The following is a 14,728-nucleotide window of genomic DNA, read 5'->3' on the forward strand; positions in this document are numbered from 1 at the left end:
CTCGGCCCAGTACCCCCACGGAGGATGAGCGAAACGCCTGCATACCGGGCGCTCGGCTACAATCGACGCCGAGATTGCGCCCGCCGAGTTCCAGCGGAACGCTGGTATCGAAGGACGAGGCGATGGATTCCCCACAACTCGACGGCAGTTCGGCCCGGCTGGACGAGCTGTTCCCGGGTGACAACCCCACCGACGCTCGGTTTCGCGAGATCGAGTGGACCGCGACCCCACTCGGCCCGGTGGAGCAGTGGCCACAGGAGTTGGTGACGGCCATTCGCACGGTCATGCCGTCGACGATCCCGATGTTGATCTGGTGGGGACCCGACCTGGTGCAGATCTTCAACCACACCTACACCGATTTTCTCGGCGACAAGTTTCCGGATGCCGCAGGTCAGCCGGCACGCGAATGTTGGTCCGAAATGTGGGACTACGTCGGCGGCCTGTGCGCCCAGGTGATGGACGGCCGCGAGGCAGTGCACGGTGTTCGGCAGCTGTTCGTCATGGAGCGCTACGGATACCCGGAGGAGACGTACTGGACCTTCTCGTACAGCCCGATCTTCGGGCCTGGCCGCACGGTGCTGGGTGTATTCGTGGCCACGACCGAGGTGACGATGCAGGTCCTCGGGGAGCGCCGCATGCATGCGCTGCTCGCTCTGGGCTCGCTGACCGGCGAGGACACCGGTGGTCCGGTCGGTATCTGCCGCGCGGCGGTCGAGGCGCTCGGCTTGGAGCCGAGCGAGTTCCCGCTGGTGGCGGCGTACCTGCGACGCGATCTCGCCGACGACGGAGAAATCGACCACATCGCGACAGCCGGTGCAGTCGGCTTCGAGGAAGCTACCTGGGATTCTGCGGCCGTCGTCGAGGTCTCGGACGGACGCGTGCCCCGCGCCTGCGTCGAGGTGGACGGAATTGTCGCGAATGCGGTGATCGTTCCACTGACGCTGGCCGGACGCGTTCGACCCATCGGAGCCTTGTTGGTCGGAGTCGACGCACTTCGGGCCGGCGACGACTCTGCCATCTCGTTCTTCATTGCCGTGGCCGAGCGAATGTCCACGGCGCTGACTGCCTCGCACGCTTTCGAGATGGAACGACGTCGGGTCGCGGCGCTGGCCGAGGCAGACGAGGCCAAGACTCGACTGCTGGAGAACGTAGGGCACGAGTTTCGAACTCCCCTCACCCTGCTGGCCGGCCCGTTGGAGTCCGTGCGCGAGAGCACCACGTCGAACCTGACCGACTCGGACAGGGACTCCCTCGACGTCGTGCATCGCGCGTCGGCTCGGCTTCGGCGTCTCGTGGACGATCTGCTCGACGTCGTCAGTGCCGATGCCGGTCAGCTGCGGGCTCGGCTCGAGCCCACCGACCTGGCCGCGGTGACACGGGACTGCGCGTCGATGTTCGCGGCCGTCGCGTCGGATCAGGGGTTGGAGCTCGTCATCGACGCGGCCGAGAACGGCGTGGTTCTCACCGACGGCGAGATGTGGGCGAAGGTCGTCTTCAATCTGGTCGCGAACGCCGTCAAGTACACCCCGGCAGGTCGCGTCTCCGTGCGGCTCGTCACAGACGCGGACGCGATTCGGTTGGTCGTCGCGGACACCGGTCTGGGCATCCCCGAAGACGATCTGGCTCGGATATTCGATCGGTTCCACCGAGTCGAGCGGTCCGGTGCGCACAGCATCGAGGGGTCCGGAATCGGCCTTGCGCTCGTATCCGATCTGATCACGGCACTGGGCGGACGGATCGACGTCGAGAGTGAGGTCGGTGTCGGCAGTACCTTCACCGTGGTCGTGCCCCGACAGCCCGTCGAGTCGGCCGCGGCCGTGGACCTACCGGTCGCCGCTGCCGACTCGGTGTCGGCGATCTTCGCCCCGCACGACACGGCACCGGTCACCGTCGATCGCGCGGACATCCTGCTCGTCGAAGACAACATCGACATGCGCAACTACCTCGTCCGGCTCATGACTGACGAGGGCTGGACCATCACGACGGCGGGTGACGTGGAGTCTGCACTCGAGCACGCGCGCTCGACGGCACCGGGGCTGGTGCTGACCGACGTCTTGCTTCCCGGCCGCAGCGGCCTGGAACTGGTGGACGACATTCGACGCGACGCCGCACTGCAGCGAGTTCCGGTGATCCTGCTGACCGCGCGAGCGGGTACCGACTTCGTGCTCGACGGCTTGAGCCGCGGTGCCGACGACTACATCGTCAAACCGTTCCACGATCGTGAGTTGGTGGCCCGCGTTCGAGTACACCTCGAGCTCTCCCGCATGCGCGAACAACTGATCGAGGAAAGCGACAACCAAACGGCGACGCTGCGCAACGCTCTCGATACCCGCGCCGCCATCGGCCGAGCCGTCGGAATCCTGATGTCGGTCTATCGCATCGACGCCGACGCGGCCTTCGCGCAGCTGACCGAGCTGTCGCAGAACACCAACCGCAAAGCTCGAGACCTGGCGGTGATGATCGCCGACGACTTCACCGCCGGACTCAGCAGCGACGGTCAGTGATTGCGACGGTAGTTCTCGCGCTCGCGTTCCATCTCGGCCGCCTTCTTGGCGCTCTTCAGATCGGCCGGTAATCCGTGGATCTCGAGGCGACGAGCGCGATTCTGGTCCATGTAGGCGGCGGTGTAGAACAGCGCAAGCAGCAGACTCAGCAGCACCATCGAGGCGCGTAGCCAGATCGCCCCGGGAAACAGGACGAAGAAACCGATGAAGATCGGCAGGAAGGGAATCATCGACCGCAGGATGTGACGCGGCGTCGCTCCCGGCCCGACGAGATCGCGTCGAACCCAGTCCTGTTGTGAATCCGGCAGTTTGCGGCCGAGGACGGCGTAGGCCAGCCATTGGCCGAAGGACGGACGGTTGCGGTCCTTTTTCATGACAGTGCTCCTGCTGCGATGGCTGCGTCGTTGACACGGGTGAGGACGCGGCGCAGCTCGTCCAGCTCGGACAGAGACGCGCCGAGCTTGTCCACGACGGCGGGCGGGATTTTTTCGGCCTTGCTTCTCAGTGCCGCCCCGGCCGGGGTGAGCGCGACGAGTAAGACGCGTTCGTCCTCGGCGCTGCGAGTGCGAGTGAGCAATCCCATCGATTCCAGACGCTTGAGCAGCGGTGAGAGCGTAGGGGAGTCGAGTTGCAACGTCGATCCGATGGCTTTGACCGACATCGGCGACTCGCCCCACAGTGCCAGCATCACCAGATACTGCGGATGCGTCAGCCCCATCGGCTCGAGCAGCGGCCGATACACCGACAGCACAGCACGGTTGGCGACGGCGAGCGCGAAGCAGACCTGCCGATCGAGTGCGAGCGGGTCCTCGGTGGTAGTCACGAGAGCCAGGCTAGCAGATTTGGTTAGTGCACGATTGATTAGGGCACGAACTATATTCGAGAATCCGAATTTTGGATCCGAAAGGTGTTGTAAAACAGGGACATAGCTTGCTTTGAACGTGACGGCAGAGTTCCGGTCGGTCCGATTCGGTGAACATCGCGTTCGACGTTTCATCCCGTCCGAACGTGTGCGATGCTCCGTGTCGATTCGCTGTTTCCCACGGACACATCCCGAGAGGATTGCCATGCGTCGTCGACGCATCTTCACCCCGTTCGTCGTCGCCGCGACATTGTCGTTGTCTTCCGTCGGTGTGGCTGCCGCCGATCCAGCCGAGTCTGCGGCTCGCATCGTCGACACCGCGGTGGCATCCGACACCCTGCGCACGCTCAGTGTGGATTCGCCTGCCATGGGCGGCGTCGTCGAGGTGCAGGTGTTGACTCCGGTCGTGAAGGCGGGATCTCGTCCGACGCTGTACATGCTCAGCGGCATCGGTGAAGAGGATCCGCACAACAGCATGTGGCTACGCAAAGGTGGAGCGGCTGAGTTCTTCGCCGACAAGAACGTCAACGTGGTGCTGCCGTTGGCTGGTCCCGGCAGCTTCTACACCGACTGGCAACGCGACGATCCGAAGCTGGGTCGGTATCAGTGGGAAACGTTCTTGACCGAGGAACTGCCACCGCTGATCGACGCGGCAGTGGACGGCAACGGACGCAACGCGATCGCGGGCCTGTCGATGGGTGCTCAGTCGGCCATGATGCTGGCCGCACGCAACCCCGATGTCTACTCCGGGGTGGCGTCGTACAGTGGGTGCTTCGCATCCTCGGAACCGTTGGGCCAGGCCAGTATTCGAGCGATCGTCGGAGCCTTCGGTGGGAATGCCGACAACATGTGGGGTGGGCCTCTCGATCCCGCTTGGGCGGAACATGACTCGGTCGTCAACGCCGAGAGTCTGCGTGGCACCGACGTGTATGTGTCGGTGGGAACCGGCGCTCCCGGACCGCACGAAAGTTTCGACAGCGCGTCGGCATTGGATGTTGTAGTGGTCGGCGGACTCATCGAGGTGGGCGCGAACTACTGCACCCACCGGCTCGCCGACCGACTGGGTCAATTGAACATCCCGGCGACCTTCGACTTCACCGAGACCGGAACCCATTCATGGCCCTACTGGGTGGAGCAGCTGCCCAAGAGTTGGCCGACGTTGGCGGGGTCGCTGGGGATCTGACGTTCTCGGTTTCGGTCCGAGTTCCATTCGGCGCTGAATTTCACTGAGAAGGTGCGAGTCCGAGACGTACGAGTTCGTCCAGGGGTTCGCGGATGGAGCAGGTGCCGAACGATGCGAACGCACGCTGCCCCTCGATCCCGGCCACAAGCCCGGCGAGGACGTCCGCGTCGCGGATTGCCAGGATCTTCTCGAGCTCGCCGACGCGTGCGCCACTGTGCGCGGCCTGCGCCGCGAGTAGGACGTTGAGGAAGCCGTGCTGCTCTAACCCGTTGTCCAGGTTGGTGCTACGAGCTGCGCGGTGGACGCCGGCAGTGGTTTTGAAGTGAACCTCACGCTGCGCTGCCTCATAGATGGACGCGGCGAGTTCCCGCTCGTCTGGATACGAGTCCGCGGTGACGCCGCCGGTCCTGAATGTAGTGCGATACCCGAATTCGTCGACGGCGTCGAAGATGGCGTCCCGCCGGGAGTCTCGGGGTAATTCGACGTAGATCTCGATGTCTTGGGTGATGCTGCGTAGTGCATCGATGTTCGTGCCGTCCGGTACTGCGACTTCGATTGCCACCACGGTGACCCCTGCCGTGCGGTCGGCCGCACGCAGACCTGCCTCCACACTGGCGGGGCCGGCGGGTGCGGTCAGCATCACCTCCATCCGTGCACCCAGGTCGAGTTCTGTCACGCGATTCATGGGAACGACCAGCGGTCCGACCAGATCTGCAAACGTACTGGCTCGGTATTCGAGATGCTGCTGCACAGCCACATCGAGAGGCGCGTTACCAGGTGGGAAGACTGCGGCGTCGTCGCAGAGGCGACGGAACAGAGGAGGGATCATCGGTTCGGCGTTCTCCCGTTGGCTGCTGGTCGACTCGTCGGACACAGGCGAGCATCGGGATCAACTCTAGTCAAGAACCTGGTGGTCGAATACCTGCGTCGAAGTCCACCACGCGGCTCGATCAATTTCGGTGTGGGCCATGATGGACCCATGAGCTCGAAGAACCTGTTCGGTGGCCCGCGCACCCTGCTGATCGTGGCAGCAGTGGTCGTCGCGATCGCACTCATCGCTGCCGCCGCGACGTTGATCGTCCGCGCCGTGCTCGGGCCGCCCGAGGGTGAGAACAACTTCGAGATCAAGGGCTACTCGGTTGTGCAGGTCGATCCCCAGGTCACCGACCTCGCGCTCGCCACACGCTAGCCGACTCTGCGGCGACTCGCGGGTCGTGTGTCTGCTGAAAGTTTCGCCCGCCGCGGGCGAACGTCTGCAGTGTGGCGGCGGGTACCTCGTGGTCGGGAACGGGTTCGCCGGTCCACTCGCAGTCACGTACGAAGATCATGTTCGACGCCACCGCGTCGGCGCTGCGATCTTCACGCAGAGGGCCGGTGACTCGGCCGAGAAAGTACTCGCCACGTGCGGTTCGCGTCCACACGAATGACCCGTCCGGGACCTGCTCGAAGCGCTCGACCCGTCGTATCGATCGTTCGTCGTCGGCCGCCATGCCGCAGAGTCCGAAAGTGAGGGCGCGCTCGACGCCGTCCGGCATCGGTGCGCGATAGACAGCATCGGGCATAGCGAGGAGCTTAACGATGCTGGCCGGATCGACTCATGAGTGCTAAGTTGAAGATTCAACCTAAGCCTTCGAAGGACCCCTCATGACATCTGTCGTCAACCCGCCGATCGCGGGAGCAGCGTTCGACGCGTTTCTCGCCGATACCGCACCAGCGAGCCGGTCACAGCAGATGTGGACCCCGAACGACGGGCCGATGCCCGCTCTGTACATCAGTCATGGCGCGCCCCCGGTCTTCGACGACGCACTCTGGATGGACCAGTTGTTCACGTGGTCGCAGTCGATGCCCAAGCCGAAGGCAATCCTGATCGTCAGCGCGCATTGGGAGGAGGCTCCACTGAGTCTGTCCGCTTCGGCGGCCGGGACCCCGCTTGTCTACGACTTCGGCGGCTTCGCCCAGCGGTACTTCTCGATGGAATACCGGACGCCCCACGCCGAGGCCTTGGCCGCTCGGATTGCCGCGGCCATCCCGGCGTCGGAAAATTTGCACCGCCACACCTCTCGCGGACTCGATCACGGTGCCTGGGTTCCGCTGAAGGTGATGTACCCGTACGCGGATGTTCCCGTTCTGCAATTGAGCCTGCCGACGCATGCTCCCGACCGGCTGATGGCGATAGGTGCTGCGCTGAAAGAGCTTCGCGCCGAGGGGGTCTTGGTCATCGGATCGGGATTCATGACGCACGGGTTGCCGTTCCTGTCCCGCGAGAACTTCACCACCAACACGGTCCCGACGTGGTCCGAGGATTTCGACCTCTGGGCGGCCGACGCGTTGGCGCGCGGTGACGTCGGAACGCTGGCGGACTTCCGCAGCGCGGCACCGGGAATGCCCTATGCCCACCCGACCGTCGAACACTTCACGCCACTGTTCGTCACGCTCGGTGCCGCCGAGAACCCGGAAGCCTCGGTGACCACGGCCATCACCGGCTTCCAATTCGGCTTGGCGAAGCGGTCTTTCTCAGTGGTGTAACCGGCAGGCGCTGCTGGTTGTAGTTGGAATCGGCTCACTTCTGATTCTTTTTCGATTCGGGGATTGTTATCCACGCCACTTCGCTCTACAGTTCTGAGCACCATCTCGGACATCGGTGTCCAAGATGGACGGATGCGCTGTACGAACCGTCGCCGGGCGCGCGTCCTGTGGATCCCGTCCTCCGGCGCGAAGGAGTACACCCGTGTCTTCTGCCCGCTCTTGGACGCTGCGTACAGCGATCAGCGTGATGACCGCCGCTGCGGCTTTTGCTGCCATGACGACGCCCGCTGCTGCTGCACCCGATGCGAGCGAGGTGGACATTCAGCCGCCTCTGGCGCCGTTCACGTGGCCGAAGATTCCGGAGTTCGACACCGACTTCTACGTTCCGCCCGCCGACGTTGTGGCCGCAGCCGCGCCGGGCCAGATCATCGCTGCCCGGCCGGTCGAACTGGCCACTCTCAACGTCATTCCCACGCAGGTCGACGCGTGGCAGTTGTCGTTCCGGTCCAACAATGGTCGCGACGAGCCGATCGCTGCGGTGACCACGGTCATCAAGCCACGTGGCGTCGCCGCGGCATCGCGGCCCTTGATATCCATTCAGTTGGCCGAGGATTCTCTCGCCGCCTACTGCGCGCCGTCATATGCGATGCGGGCGGGTGCGATTCCCTGGCCGGTCACAGGTGCCGTGACGTCGGGTGCGCAATTCCTCGAGGTGCAAGCAGCATTGGCGCAGGGCTGGGCGGTATCGGTACCTGATCATCAAGGTCCGAACAACTCGTTCGCCGCAGGGCCGGTCGCCGGTCGGATCACACTCGACGGCATCAGAGCGGCCGAGAACTTCGCGCCGATGCAGTTGGCCGGTGAGGCCACGAAGGTGGGAATGAGCGGCTACTCGGGAGGCGCGATAGCGACCGGACATGCAGCCGAACTGGCCGGAAGTTACGCTCCTGAACTCGACATCGTCGGAGTCACCGAGGGCGGAACCCCCGCGGAGCTCGGGGCGCTGGTGGACAACGCGAACAACACACTCGGCGCGGGCATCGTCGCTGCCGGGGTCATCGGTGCCAGTCGAGAAGATCCCGAGTTGGCCGACTTCATCGACGAACACATCGATCCACTCGGCCGGGCATTGTTCGCGGCGAAGGACAATCTCTGTGTCGGCTACAGCTCGGCGCTGCTGCCGTTCGTCAATCTGAAGGGCTTCCTCCACACCGAGGGCGACCCGATTCAACAACCAGTGGTGAAGAAGGCGCTGTCCGCGATGCAGCTCGGCGGCACCACACCGGACATGCCGCTCTACGTCTACCATTCCAACCCGGATTGGTTGGTGCCGATCGGGCCGGTCAATGCGATGGTCGATTCGTATTGCAGCCGTCCTGGTGCCGATGTCACGTACACCCGCGACCATTTCAGTGAGCACATCACCCTGGAGCTGATCGCCTTTCCGAGTGCAGTGTTGTGGATGCGCGATCGATTTGCCGGCGTTCCCGTGGAGCCGGGTTGCCGAACGAACGATGTCGGCTCGATGGCGCTCGACACGAGTGCACACCCGCTCTTCGTCGATGCAGTAGGCGAGATAATCGCCGGACTGTTCGGTAAGCCGATCGGGTCGTGAGGGAACCGATCAGTGAACGGGAGCCGACGGTGTCGCCGGCGGTAGACTCCGGCGGTGACTGTCGCCGACGACCAGGGCCGCATCTACGCGGGACAATCGTCCGCCGCGAGGAAGGCCGATCGTCGCGCACGGTTCTTGCACGCCGGGATCGAGGTCATCGGGGTACGCGGGTACGCCGCCACTTCGGTGGCGGACATCTGCGCTGCAGCCGGTCTGGCCCGCAGTCAGTTCTACGGCGAGTTCGCCAACCGTGAGGCGCTGCTCGTGGACGTCTATGACCTGATCCAAGACGATGCGCTTTCTGCAGTCGTCGCCGCACTCGACGAACAGGTCGACCGTGACCGACGCTCGCTGGTCGTCGCTGCGATGACGGCTTTGGTCGGATCGATCGGCGGTGACCCACGACGAGCGCGGATTTCCTATCTCGAGATGCTGGGTGTCAGCGATGCCGTCGAACAGCACCGGACGCGCCGTCGTGCTCAGTGGGTGCAGTTCTTCGAGAACACCCTGCGCTCGGAGGTCGGTTCCGATTTCGTGCCGCCCGGTGGATACCGTTTGGCCGCAACGGCATTCCTCGGTGCTCTCACCGAGATCGTCTCCGACTGGTCCCGTACTGCTCCTCCTCGTCCACCCATCGAGCACATCGTGGACACGATGGTTGCCGTTCTGGGAGCCTTCGTTCCGGACCTGAACTGACCCGCAGCTCGTCGCGCAATACAGTGGACCGATGACACCTGCCACCGGTCCCCTCGCAGGCCTCGTGGTCGCGGACTTCTCCCGCGTGCTCGCCGGTCCGTACGCGACGATGATGCTCGGCGACATGGGTGCCGACGTGATCAAGATCGAACGACCCGGAACCGGTGACGACACCCGATCGTGGGGTCCCCCGTACGACTCCGCCGGTACCGCAACCTATTTCAACTCGGTCAATCGCAACAAGACGTCGAGGTTCATCGATCTGCAGTCCGAGAGCGGTGTAGCCGAGGCGCGCGAAATTGTTTCGGGTGCGGATATCGTGATCGAGAACTTCCGCGCCGGTACGATGGACCGCCTGGGTCTGGGCTATTCGGCTGTGTCGCAATCCAACCGGGGGCTGATCTACTGCTCGATCTCTGGTTTCGGCACCGGGGGAGGAGCTGCGCTCCCCGGGTACGACCTGGTAGTCCAAGCCGTCGGTGGGCTCATGAGCGTCACCGGCCCCGACGGCTCGACGCCGACGAAAGTGGGTGTGGCGATGGTCGACATCGTCACCGGGCTGCATGCGCTCAGCGGAATCCTTGCCGCACTGCATCATCGATCGAAGACCGGTGAGGGTCAGCAGGTGCACACCTCGCTCATGGCGTCGGTGCTGTCGGCACTGAGCAACCAGTCGGCGGCCTATCTCGGGGCCGGCGTCGTGCCCGTCCCGATGGGGAACAAGCATCCCTCGCTCGTGCCGTACGAGGTGTTCGAGACTGCCGACCGACCGTTGGCATTGGCCGTGGGCAACGACCGACAATTCTCGGAGCTGACGGACGTACTGAAAATCCCGGAATTGGCTACGGACGAACGCTTCTCGTCCAACTCGGCGCGCGTCGAACACCGAGATCAGTTGGTCGACATCCTGAACTCGACGCTACAAACGCGGTCCGCCGACGAATGGTACCGAGAACTGATGGCCCGCAACGTTCCTGCGGGGCCGGTCAATTCCATCGAAGAGGCCTTCGCGTTCGCGGATTCGCTCGGGCTCGAGCCACGAGTCCAGGTGCCGGGAGCAGCGGGCGACGGCGTCCGCAATCCGCTGGATTTTTCGGCCACCCCGGTGAACTATCGCTTTCCACCGCCCGCCGGGACCTAGTTCAACGCCCACTTCACCGATACGGACACGCTGACGGTCTGCTGCCCAGGTTCGATGGGCACTGCCGTGTCGAACGAAGCGGACTCGCGTGAGGCCATCGGCTGCTCCTGCCCGGTGATCGACTCGGTGATCGACAGAACGTCGCCGAGTTCTCCGCCTGCGAGCGACGCATACTGCTCGGCGCGCTCGCGGGCGTCGGCGAACGCCCTGGACCGGGCATCGGAGATCAGCTCGGAATCATCGTCGATCTTGAAGGAGACCCCGGAGATCCGAGTCGCGTTGCCGCCGGCCGACGTGGCGTCGCCCAACACTGCGGAGGCCCTCGACAGGTCGCGCACCGTGACCTGCAAGGTGTTGGTGGCCTGATATCCGGAAATCTCCGAGTTGCCGCCCGGCAGTGCGCCCGAGTACTGCGGATCGATCGACACCTGCTGCGTCTGGATGTCCTCGCGCGCGACGCCAGCGGCAAGCACTGCGTCGGTCACCTCAGTAACCGCAGAATTGGCCTGTTCGATGGCGGCGGTGACGTCCTCGGCTGTGGCCTGAACACCGATCTGCGTCGTCAACGTGTCCGGTGCACCCTGGACTTCGCCCACTCCGTTGACGTTCACTCCGGGAGGTCCATCGGCGGACGACGCCGCTGGGCTGCTGCATCCCGCGGTCAGGGCTACGGTCAGCACCAGCGCCGATGCGCACGATCCGATCATCCATCGATTTCGCTTCACCGCCGTAGTGTCCACCATGACAAGCGAATGGGGAAGGCTCACGGCTTGCGATATTCGGCGTCGAACGTCACGGTGACGTCGTCCACCACCTTCATGGCTCCGAACATCTGCGAATACGGAGTGATCTTGTAATCCGATTGACGCACAACGGTTTCGGATTCGATACGCCATCGATCGCCGAGGTCGGTTGCGGCCACATCCACGGTAACCTCCCTGGACACGCCGTGAATCTCCACCGTCCCTGCCAGCCGGAATCCGGAGTCGACGGCGGTGATGTTCTCAGAACGAAATCGAATCGATGGATATCGATCGGCGTCGAAACTCTTGAGCGCGTTTGCCTTCGCGACTATCTTCTCCGGTCCGATCAAGGGTGTCAGTCCGCCCTCGCCATGGACCACCTCGAGTGAGCCCACCTCGGCGACGAGGGAGACTGCCGCAGGCGTGTCCTCCGACCACTCGACTGTCGCGGTCCAGGAGGTCACCGCAATCGTGAGGCGATGGCCCATCTTGGACGCTCGTCCGGTGACATCGGTCCGAACGGCCAACTGCCCACCGTCCGATGGGTCGAGCGTCCAGGTCGTGGTAGTCATGCCCCGACTGTATCGGTCCCGCAGAAGCTGTATCGGTCCCGCAGAAGTAAGGAAGGGACACGGTGCAGGTGGTTAGGGTGGAGCCATGTTCTCCAATTCCCCTCGAACATTCGTTGCCGACGCCCTCCGCGGCTTCGTCGCTGCCACCGACGACGTCACTTGGCATGCCGATCCTGGATTCCTGACTCGCCGCTATCGCATCTCCGACGGTCAGGTTGCCCTCCTGTCCGGTGGGGGATCGGGCCACGAGCCGATGCATGCCGGATTCATCGGCCGCGGCATGCTCACGGGTGCGTGCCCCGGTTTGATCTTCACCTCACCGAACGCCCTTCAGGTGCACGAGGCATCCAAGGCCGTGGACTCCGGCGGTGGAGTGGTGCACATCGTGAAGAACTACACCGGCGACGTGATGAACTTCAAGATTGCCCGAGAGTTGTTGCAGGAGGACGGTATTGTTGCCGACGTCATTCTCGTCGACGACGACGTGGCCAGTGAGAGCGAGGACGGCCCGGGGCGTCGCGGCACCGCAGCGACCATCGTCGTCGAAAAGGTATGCGGCGCAGCGGCAGAACGCGGTGACAGTCTGCAGGCGGTCGTCGCACTGGGGCGTCGAACAGCGGAGAATGCACGCAGTATGGCGGTCGCGCTGAACCCGCCGACGCTACCGGGAGCGGACGACCCGTCGTTCGAGTTACCCAAGGAGGAAATCGAACTCGGCATCGGTATCCACGGAGAACGCGGTACCGACCGCGTTCCACGGCTGCCCGCTCAGGAGATCGTGGAGAAGCTGACCGAGCCCATCATCGGCTCGCTCGGATTGAACTCGGGTGAATCGGTGATCGCGATCGTCAACGGTCTCGGCGCAACGCACCCGCTCGAATTGCATCTGCTGTTCGGAGAACTCTCGGAGTATCTCTCGGGCAAAGGTATCGAGATATCCCGCTCGCTCGTCGGTAGCTTCGTCACCGCGCTGAACATGGGCGGAGCGTCGATCACGCTCGTGCGTGCCGACGACGAGATGCTCGAACTCTGGGACGCGCCCACCGATGCGCCCGGTTGGCCCAATGCCTCCAGTCGTGGAGCGAAGGAGGTGGGAGAACGCGGTGCTTTCGGCCCGTCCTACGAGCCCTCCGATTCAGGCGAGAAGTCGGCATTCGTGTCCGAGTGGATCGGGTCGTGGGCGCAGCGTGTGCTCGATGAGGAGCCCGCTCTGACCGAATTGGACCGCAAGGCGGGCGACGGCGACTTCGGAACCAACATGGTGGCCGCCCTCGAACAGCTCGATCTCGACGCAGTCAGGGAAACCTACTCGGCGGCAACGATATTCGAGGCCGTCAGCGAGGCCTACCTCGGCCATTCGGGCGGTACGTCCGGCGCGCTGTTCGGCATCTGGTTCCGCCAGTTCTACCGAACGATGCTCGAATCCGAGCCCTCCGCTGCAGCGATCGCAACGGCGGCCCGGGCAGGTCTGGACAGCATCACCGAACTGGGTGGAGCCCGGGTGGGCGACAAGACGATGGTCGACGCCATTGCCCCGGCCGTCGAGGCGCTCGAAAAAGATAGCGGCACCCTGCAGGACGCTGCCGACGCCGCGAAGACCGGAGCCGAATCGACCAAGGACATCACCGCCAATCGCGGCCGCGCCAGTTATGTCGGTGAAGCCGCGCGAGGCGTCGTCGACCCAGGCGCGTTGGTCTTGGCCTGGTTCTTCGAGGCGGCAGCTAGTTCTAACCCAAAGAGTTGAGAAACACCGCCGCGATCGCTTCGAGGCCGGCCTGATCGTCGGCGTCGAAGCGGTTCGGCGCGGGGCTGTCCAAGTCGAACACGCCGATCAGGGTCTCGCCCTGGTACAGCGGTACGACGACCTCGGAGCGGGTGTTGGCATCGCAGGCGATATGGCCGGGGAAGGCGTGAACGTCGGCTACTCGCTGTGTCTCACGGGTGGTAGCGGCGGCCCCGCAGACGCCCTTGTCCAGAGCGATGCGCACGCAGGCGGGCTGGCCTTGAAATGGCCCGACCACCAGTTCGGTGCCGTCGAACAGGTAGAAGCCGACCCAATTGACGTCCGGCAGAGCGTGGTAGACCAACGCGGAAAGATTGGCGGCGTTGGCGATCAGGTTCGATTCCTCGAATACCAGGCCGCGGGCCTGCTCGGTGAGCTGCTGGTACTGCTCTACCTTGGTCCCGTTGAGTTCGGTGGCGGTGAAGGACATGCGCCGAGTCTAAGCGCACACCCCAGCACCACCAGATAGGCCGACATGCCGCCCACCTGAACCCGTTGGGCAACACCGAGGCCGTGGTCGCCGGGAAGATTGTCGGCGATCAGCAGCCATGCCGTAGCCAGGGTGGTGACAGCCAGCACTGCGACACCGAGCGTCCGAAGCAGGGGATAGGGCTCGTAGCGGAATGCAGCGAGCGTGAACGCGATCATGACCGTGAAGATCGCGAACACCGCGATGGTGCTGGTGAGTGCGTGCAGGTGATGAAGTTGCGGGAACAATCCGCTGGGCTCGATCGGACAACTCGGATCATCGGCGGCCACGCACTCGAGGGGGAGTTTCGCGTCGGCGATGGTGGCGATACCGAAGATGCCCGAAGCCACCCAGCCGGTAACGACGAGCCGTCGCCGCGCAGTGGCGAAGAAGCCGAGGACCGCAGCGACGATCATCAGTGAACCCGTGACGACGTCTGCGGTGGAGAAGAATTCGCGGTACGGCTGATCGCGGGCGTCGAGTTCGCTGAGAAACGAGGTGGTGGGGTCGAGACCGGTGTCGAGGAAGAACTCGGCCACCCACGCGGAGTACAGCAGTCCGGCGAGGATCAGGCAGATCGCCACTACGACGCGGCGAATATCCACGCCTTCAGTTCTCGAACGCACCGATCAAG

At 64.1% G+C, this 14,728-nt stretch carries 16 protein-coding genes; 8 read left to right on the forward strand and 8 right to left on the reverse strand.

Translation table 11 applies throughout. The features are described 5' to 3' along the window. Nucleotides 1–122: 122 nt before the first annotated feature. Nucleotides 123–2,504, forward strand: coding sequence for an ATP-binding protein (locus AC5WEY_RS06395; protein WP_495645148.1), 2,382 nt, complete (start codon nucleotides 123–125; stop codon nucleotides 2,502–2,504). On the opposite strand, the gene AC5WEY_RS06400 is transcribed toward AC5WEY_RS06395, so the two are convergent. Further along, a complete protein-coding gene (locus tag AC5WEY_RS06400) occupies nucleotides 2,498–2,878 on the reverse strand; it encodes a DUF5313 family protein (protein ID WP_495645149.1) in 381 nt (126 codons plus the stop codon). The two genes, AC5WEY_RS06395 and AC5WEY_RS06400, sit on opposite strands and share 7 nt — an antisense overlap. Further along, complete coding sequence (locus tag AC5WEY_RS06405; protein WP_121871925.1) at nucleotides 2,875–3,327, reverse strand: MarR family winged helix-turn-helix transcriptional regulator; 453 nt, start codon at nucleotides 3,325–3,327, stop codon at nucleotides 2,875–2,877. The genes AC5WEY_RS06400 and AC5WEY_RS06405 overlap by 4 nt, the downstream gene beginning before the upstream one ends. Nucleotides 3,328–3,571: 244 nt before the next feature. On the opposite strand from AC5WEY_RS06405, the gene AC5WEY_RS06410 reads away from it, so the two are divergent. Continuing rightward, on the forward strand, nucleotides 3,572–4,549 hold the full coding sequence (locus tag AC5WEY_RS06410) for an alpha/beta hydrolase (RefSeq protein ID WP_495645150.1): 978 nt from the start codon (nucleotides 3,572–3,574) through the stop codon (nucleotides 4,547–4,549). 40 nt (nucleotides 4,550–4,589) lie between these two features. Here AC5WEY_RS06410 and AC5WEY_RS06415 read toward each other — a convergent pair whose 3' ends face one another. Further along, the gene (locus AC5WEY_RS06415) at nucleotides 4,590–5,378 is read right to left on the reverse strand and encodes a hypothetical protein (protein ID WP_495645151.1); all 789 of its coding nucleotides are present in this window, start codon (nucleotides 5,376–5,378) and stop codon (nucleotides 4,590–4,592) included. 150 nt (nucleotides 5,379–5,528) lie between these two features. Between AC5WEY_RS06415 and AC5WEY_RS06420 the strand changes: the two genes are divergently transcribed. Beyond that, nucleotides 5,529–5,738, forward strand: coding sequence for a hypothetical protein (locus AC5WEY_RS06420; protein WP_495645152.1), 210 nt, complete (start codon nucleotides 5,529–5,531; stop codon nucleotides 5,736–5,738). On the opposite strand, the gene AC5WEY_RS06425 is transcribed toward AC5WEY_RS06420, so the two are convergent. Then, a complete protein-coding gene (locus AC5WEY_RS06425) occupies nucleotides 5,710–6,111 on the reverse strand; it encodes a GAF domain-containing protein (RefSeq protein ID WP_495645153.1) in 402 nt (133 codons plus the stop codon). The two genes, AC5WEY_RS06420 and AC5WEY_RS06425, sit on opposite strands and share 29 nt — an antisense overlap. A gap of 82 nt (nucleotides 6,112–6,193) precedes the next feature. Between AC5WEY_RS06425 and AC5WEY_RS06430 the strand changes: the two genes are divergently transcribed. The 4 genes from AC5WEY_RS06430 to AC5WEY_RS06445 all read left to right on the forward strand — a co-directional run bounded on the left by AC5WEY_RS06430 (nucleotide 6,194) and on the right by AC5WEY_RS06445 (nucleotide 10,527). After that, on the forward strand, nucleotides 6,194–7,075 hold the full coding sequence (locus tag AC5WEY_RS06430; protein WP_495645154.1) for a dioxygenase family protein: 882 nt from the start codon (nucleotides 6,194–6,196) through the stop codon (nucleotides 7,073–7,075). Between the two features lie 247 nt (nucleotides 7,076–7,322). Continuing rightward, nucleotides 7,323–8,690, forward strand: a complete 1,368-nt coding sequence (locus AC5WEY_RS06435; RefSeq protein WP_495645540.1) for a lipase family protein — start codon at nucleotides 7,323–7,325, stop codon at nucleotides 8,688–8,690. Nucleotides 8,691–8,744: 54 nt separating this feature from the next. Beyond that, nucleotides 8,745–9,386, forward strand: a complete 642-nt coding sequence (locus tag AC5WEY_RS06440; RefSeq protein WP_057477075.1) for a TetR/AcrR family transcriptional regulator — start codon at nucleotides 8,745–8,747, stop codon at nucleotides 9,384–9,386. A 31-nt stretch (nucleotides 9,387–9,417) separates the two neighbouring features. Then, a complete protein-coding gene (locus AC5WEY_RS06445) occupies nucleotides 9,418–10,527 on the forward strand; it encodes a CaiB/BaiF CoA transferase family protein (RefSeq protein ID WP_495645155.1) in 1,110 nt (369 codons plus the stop codon). On the opposite strand, the gene AC5WEY_RS06450 is transcribed toward AC5WEY_RS06445, so the two are convergent. Continuing rightward, a complete protein-coding gene (locus tag AC5WEY_RS06450) occupies nucleotides 10,524–11,252 on the reverse strand; it encodes an SIMPL domain-containing protein (RefSeq protein ID WP_495645156.1) in 729 nt (242 codons plus the stop codon). The genes AC5WEY_RS06445 and AC5WEY_RS06450 overlap by 4 nt on opposite strands. 38 nt (nucleotides 11,253–11,290) lie before the next feature. Beyond that, nucleotides 11,291–11,842 carry a YceI family protein gene (locus AC5WEY_RS06455; protein WP_495645157.1) on the reverse strand — a complete coding sequence of 184 codons (552 nt, stop codon included), beginning with the start codon at nucleotides 11,840–11,842 and terminating at the stop codon, nucleotides 11,291–11,293. Nucleotides 11,843–11,927: 85 nt separating this feature from the next. Here AC5WEY_RS06455 and dhaL point away from each other — a divergent pair, with 85 nt between their 5' ends. Further along, complete coding sequence (gene dhaL / locus AC5WEY_RS06460) at nucleotides 11,928–13,586, forward strand: dihydroxyacetone kinase subunit DhaL (protein ID WP_495645158.1); 1,659 nt, start codon at nucleotides 11,928–11,930, stop codon at nucleotides 13,584–13,586. Here dhaL and AC5WEY_RS06465 read toward each other — a convergent pair. Together AC5WEY_RS06465 and AC5WEY_RS06470 are read right to left on the reverse strand one after the other, a co-directional pair. Continuing rightward, nucleotides 13,570–14,055 carry a GAF domain-containing protein gene (locus AC5WEY_RS06465; protein WP_495645159.1) on the reverse strand — a complete coding sequence of 162 codons (486 nt, stop codon included), beginning with the start codon at nucleotides 14,053–14,055 and terminating at the stop codon, nucleotides 13,570–13,572. The genes dhaL and AC5WEY_RS06465 overlap by 17 nt on opposite strands. After that, complete coding sequence (locus AC5WEY_RS06470) at nucleotides 14,016–14,720, reverse strand: DUF998 domain-containing protein (RefSeq protein WP_235581621.1); 705 nt, start codon at nucleotides 14,718–14,720, stop codon at nucleotides 14,016–14,018. The genes AC5WEY_RS06465 and AC5WEY_RS06470 overlap by 40 nt, the downstream gene beginning before the upstream one ends. Between the last annotated feature and the right edge of the window lie 8 nt (nucleotides 14,721–14,728).

Source organism: Rhodococcoides sp. S146-33 (assembly GCF_059489205.1).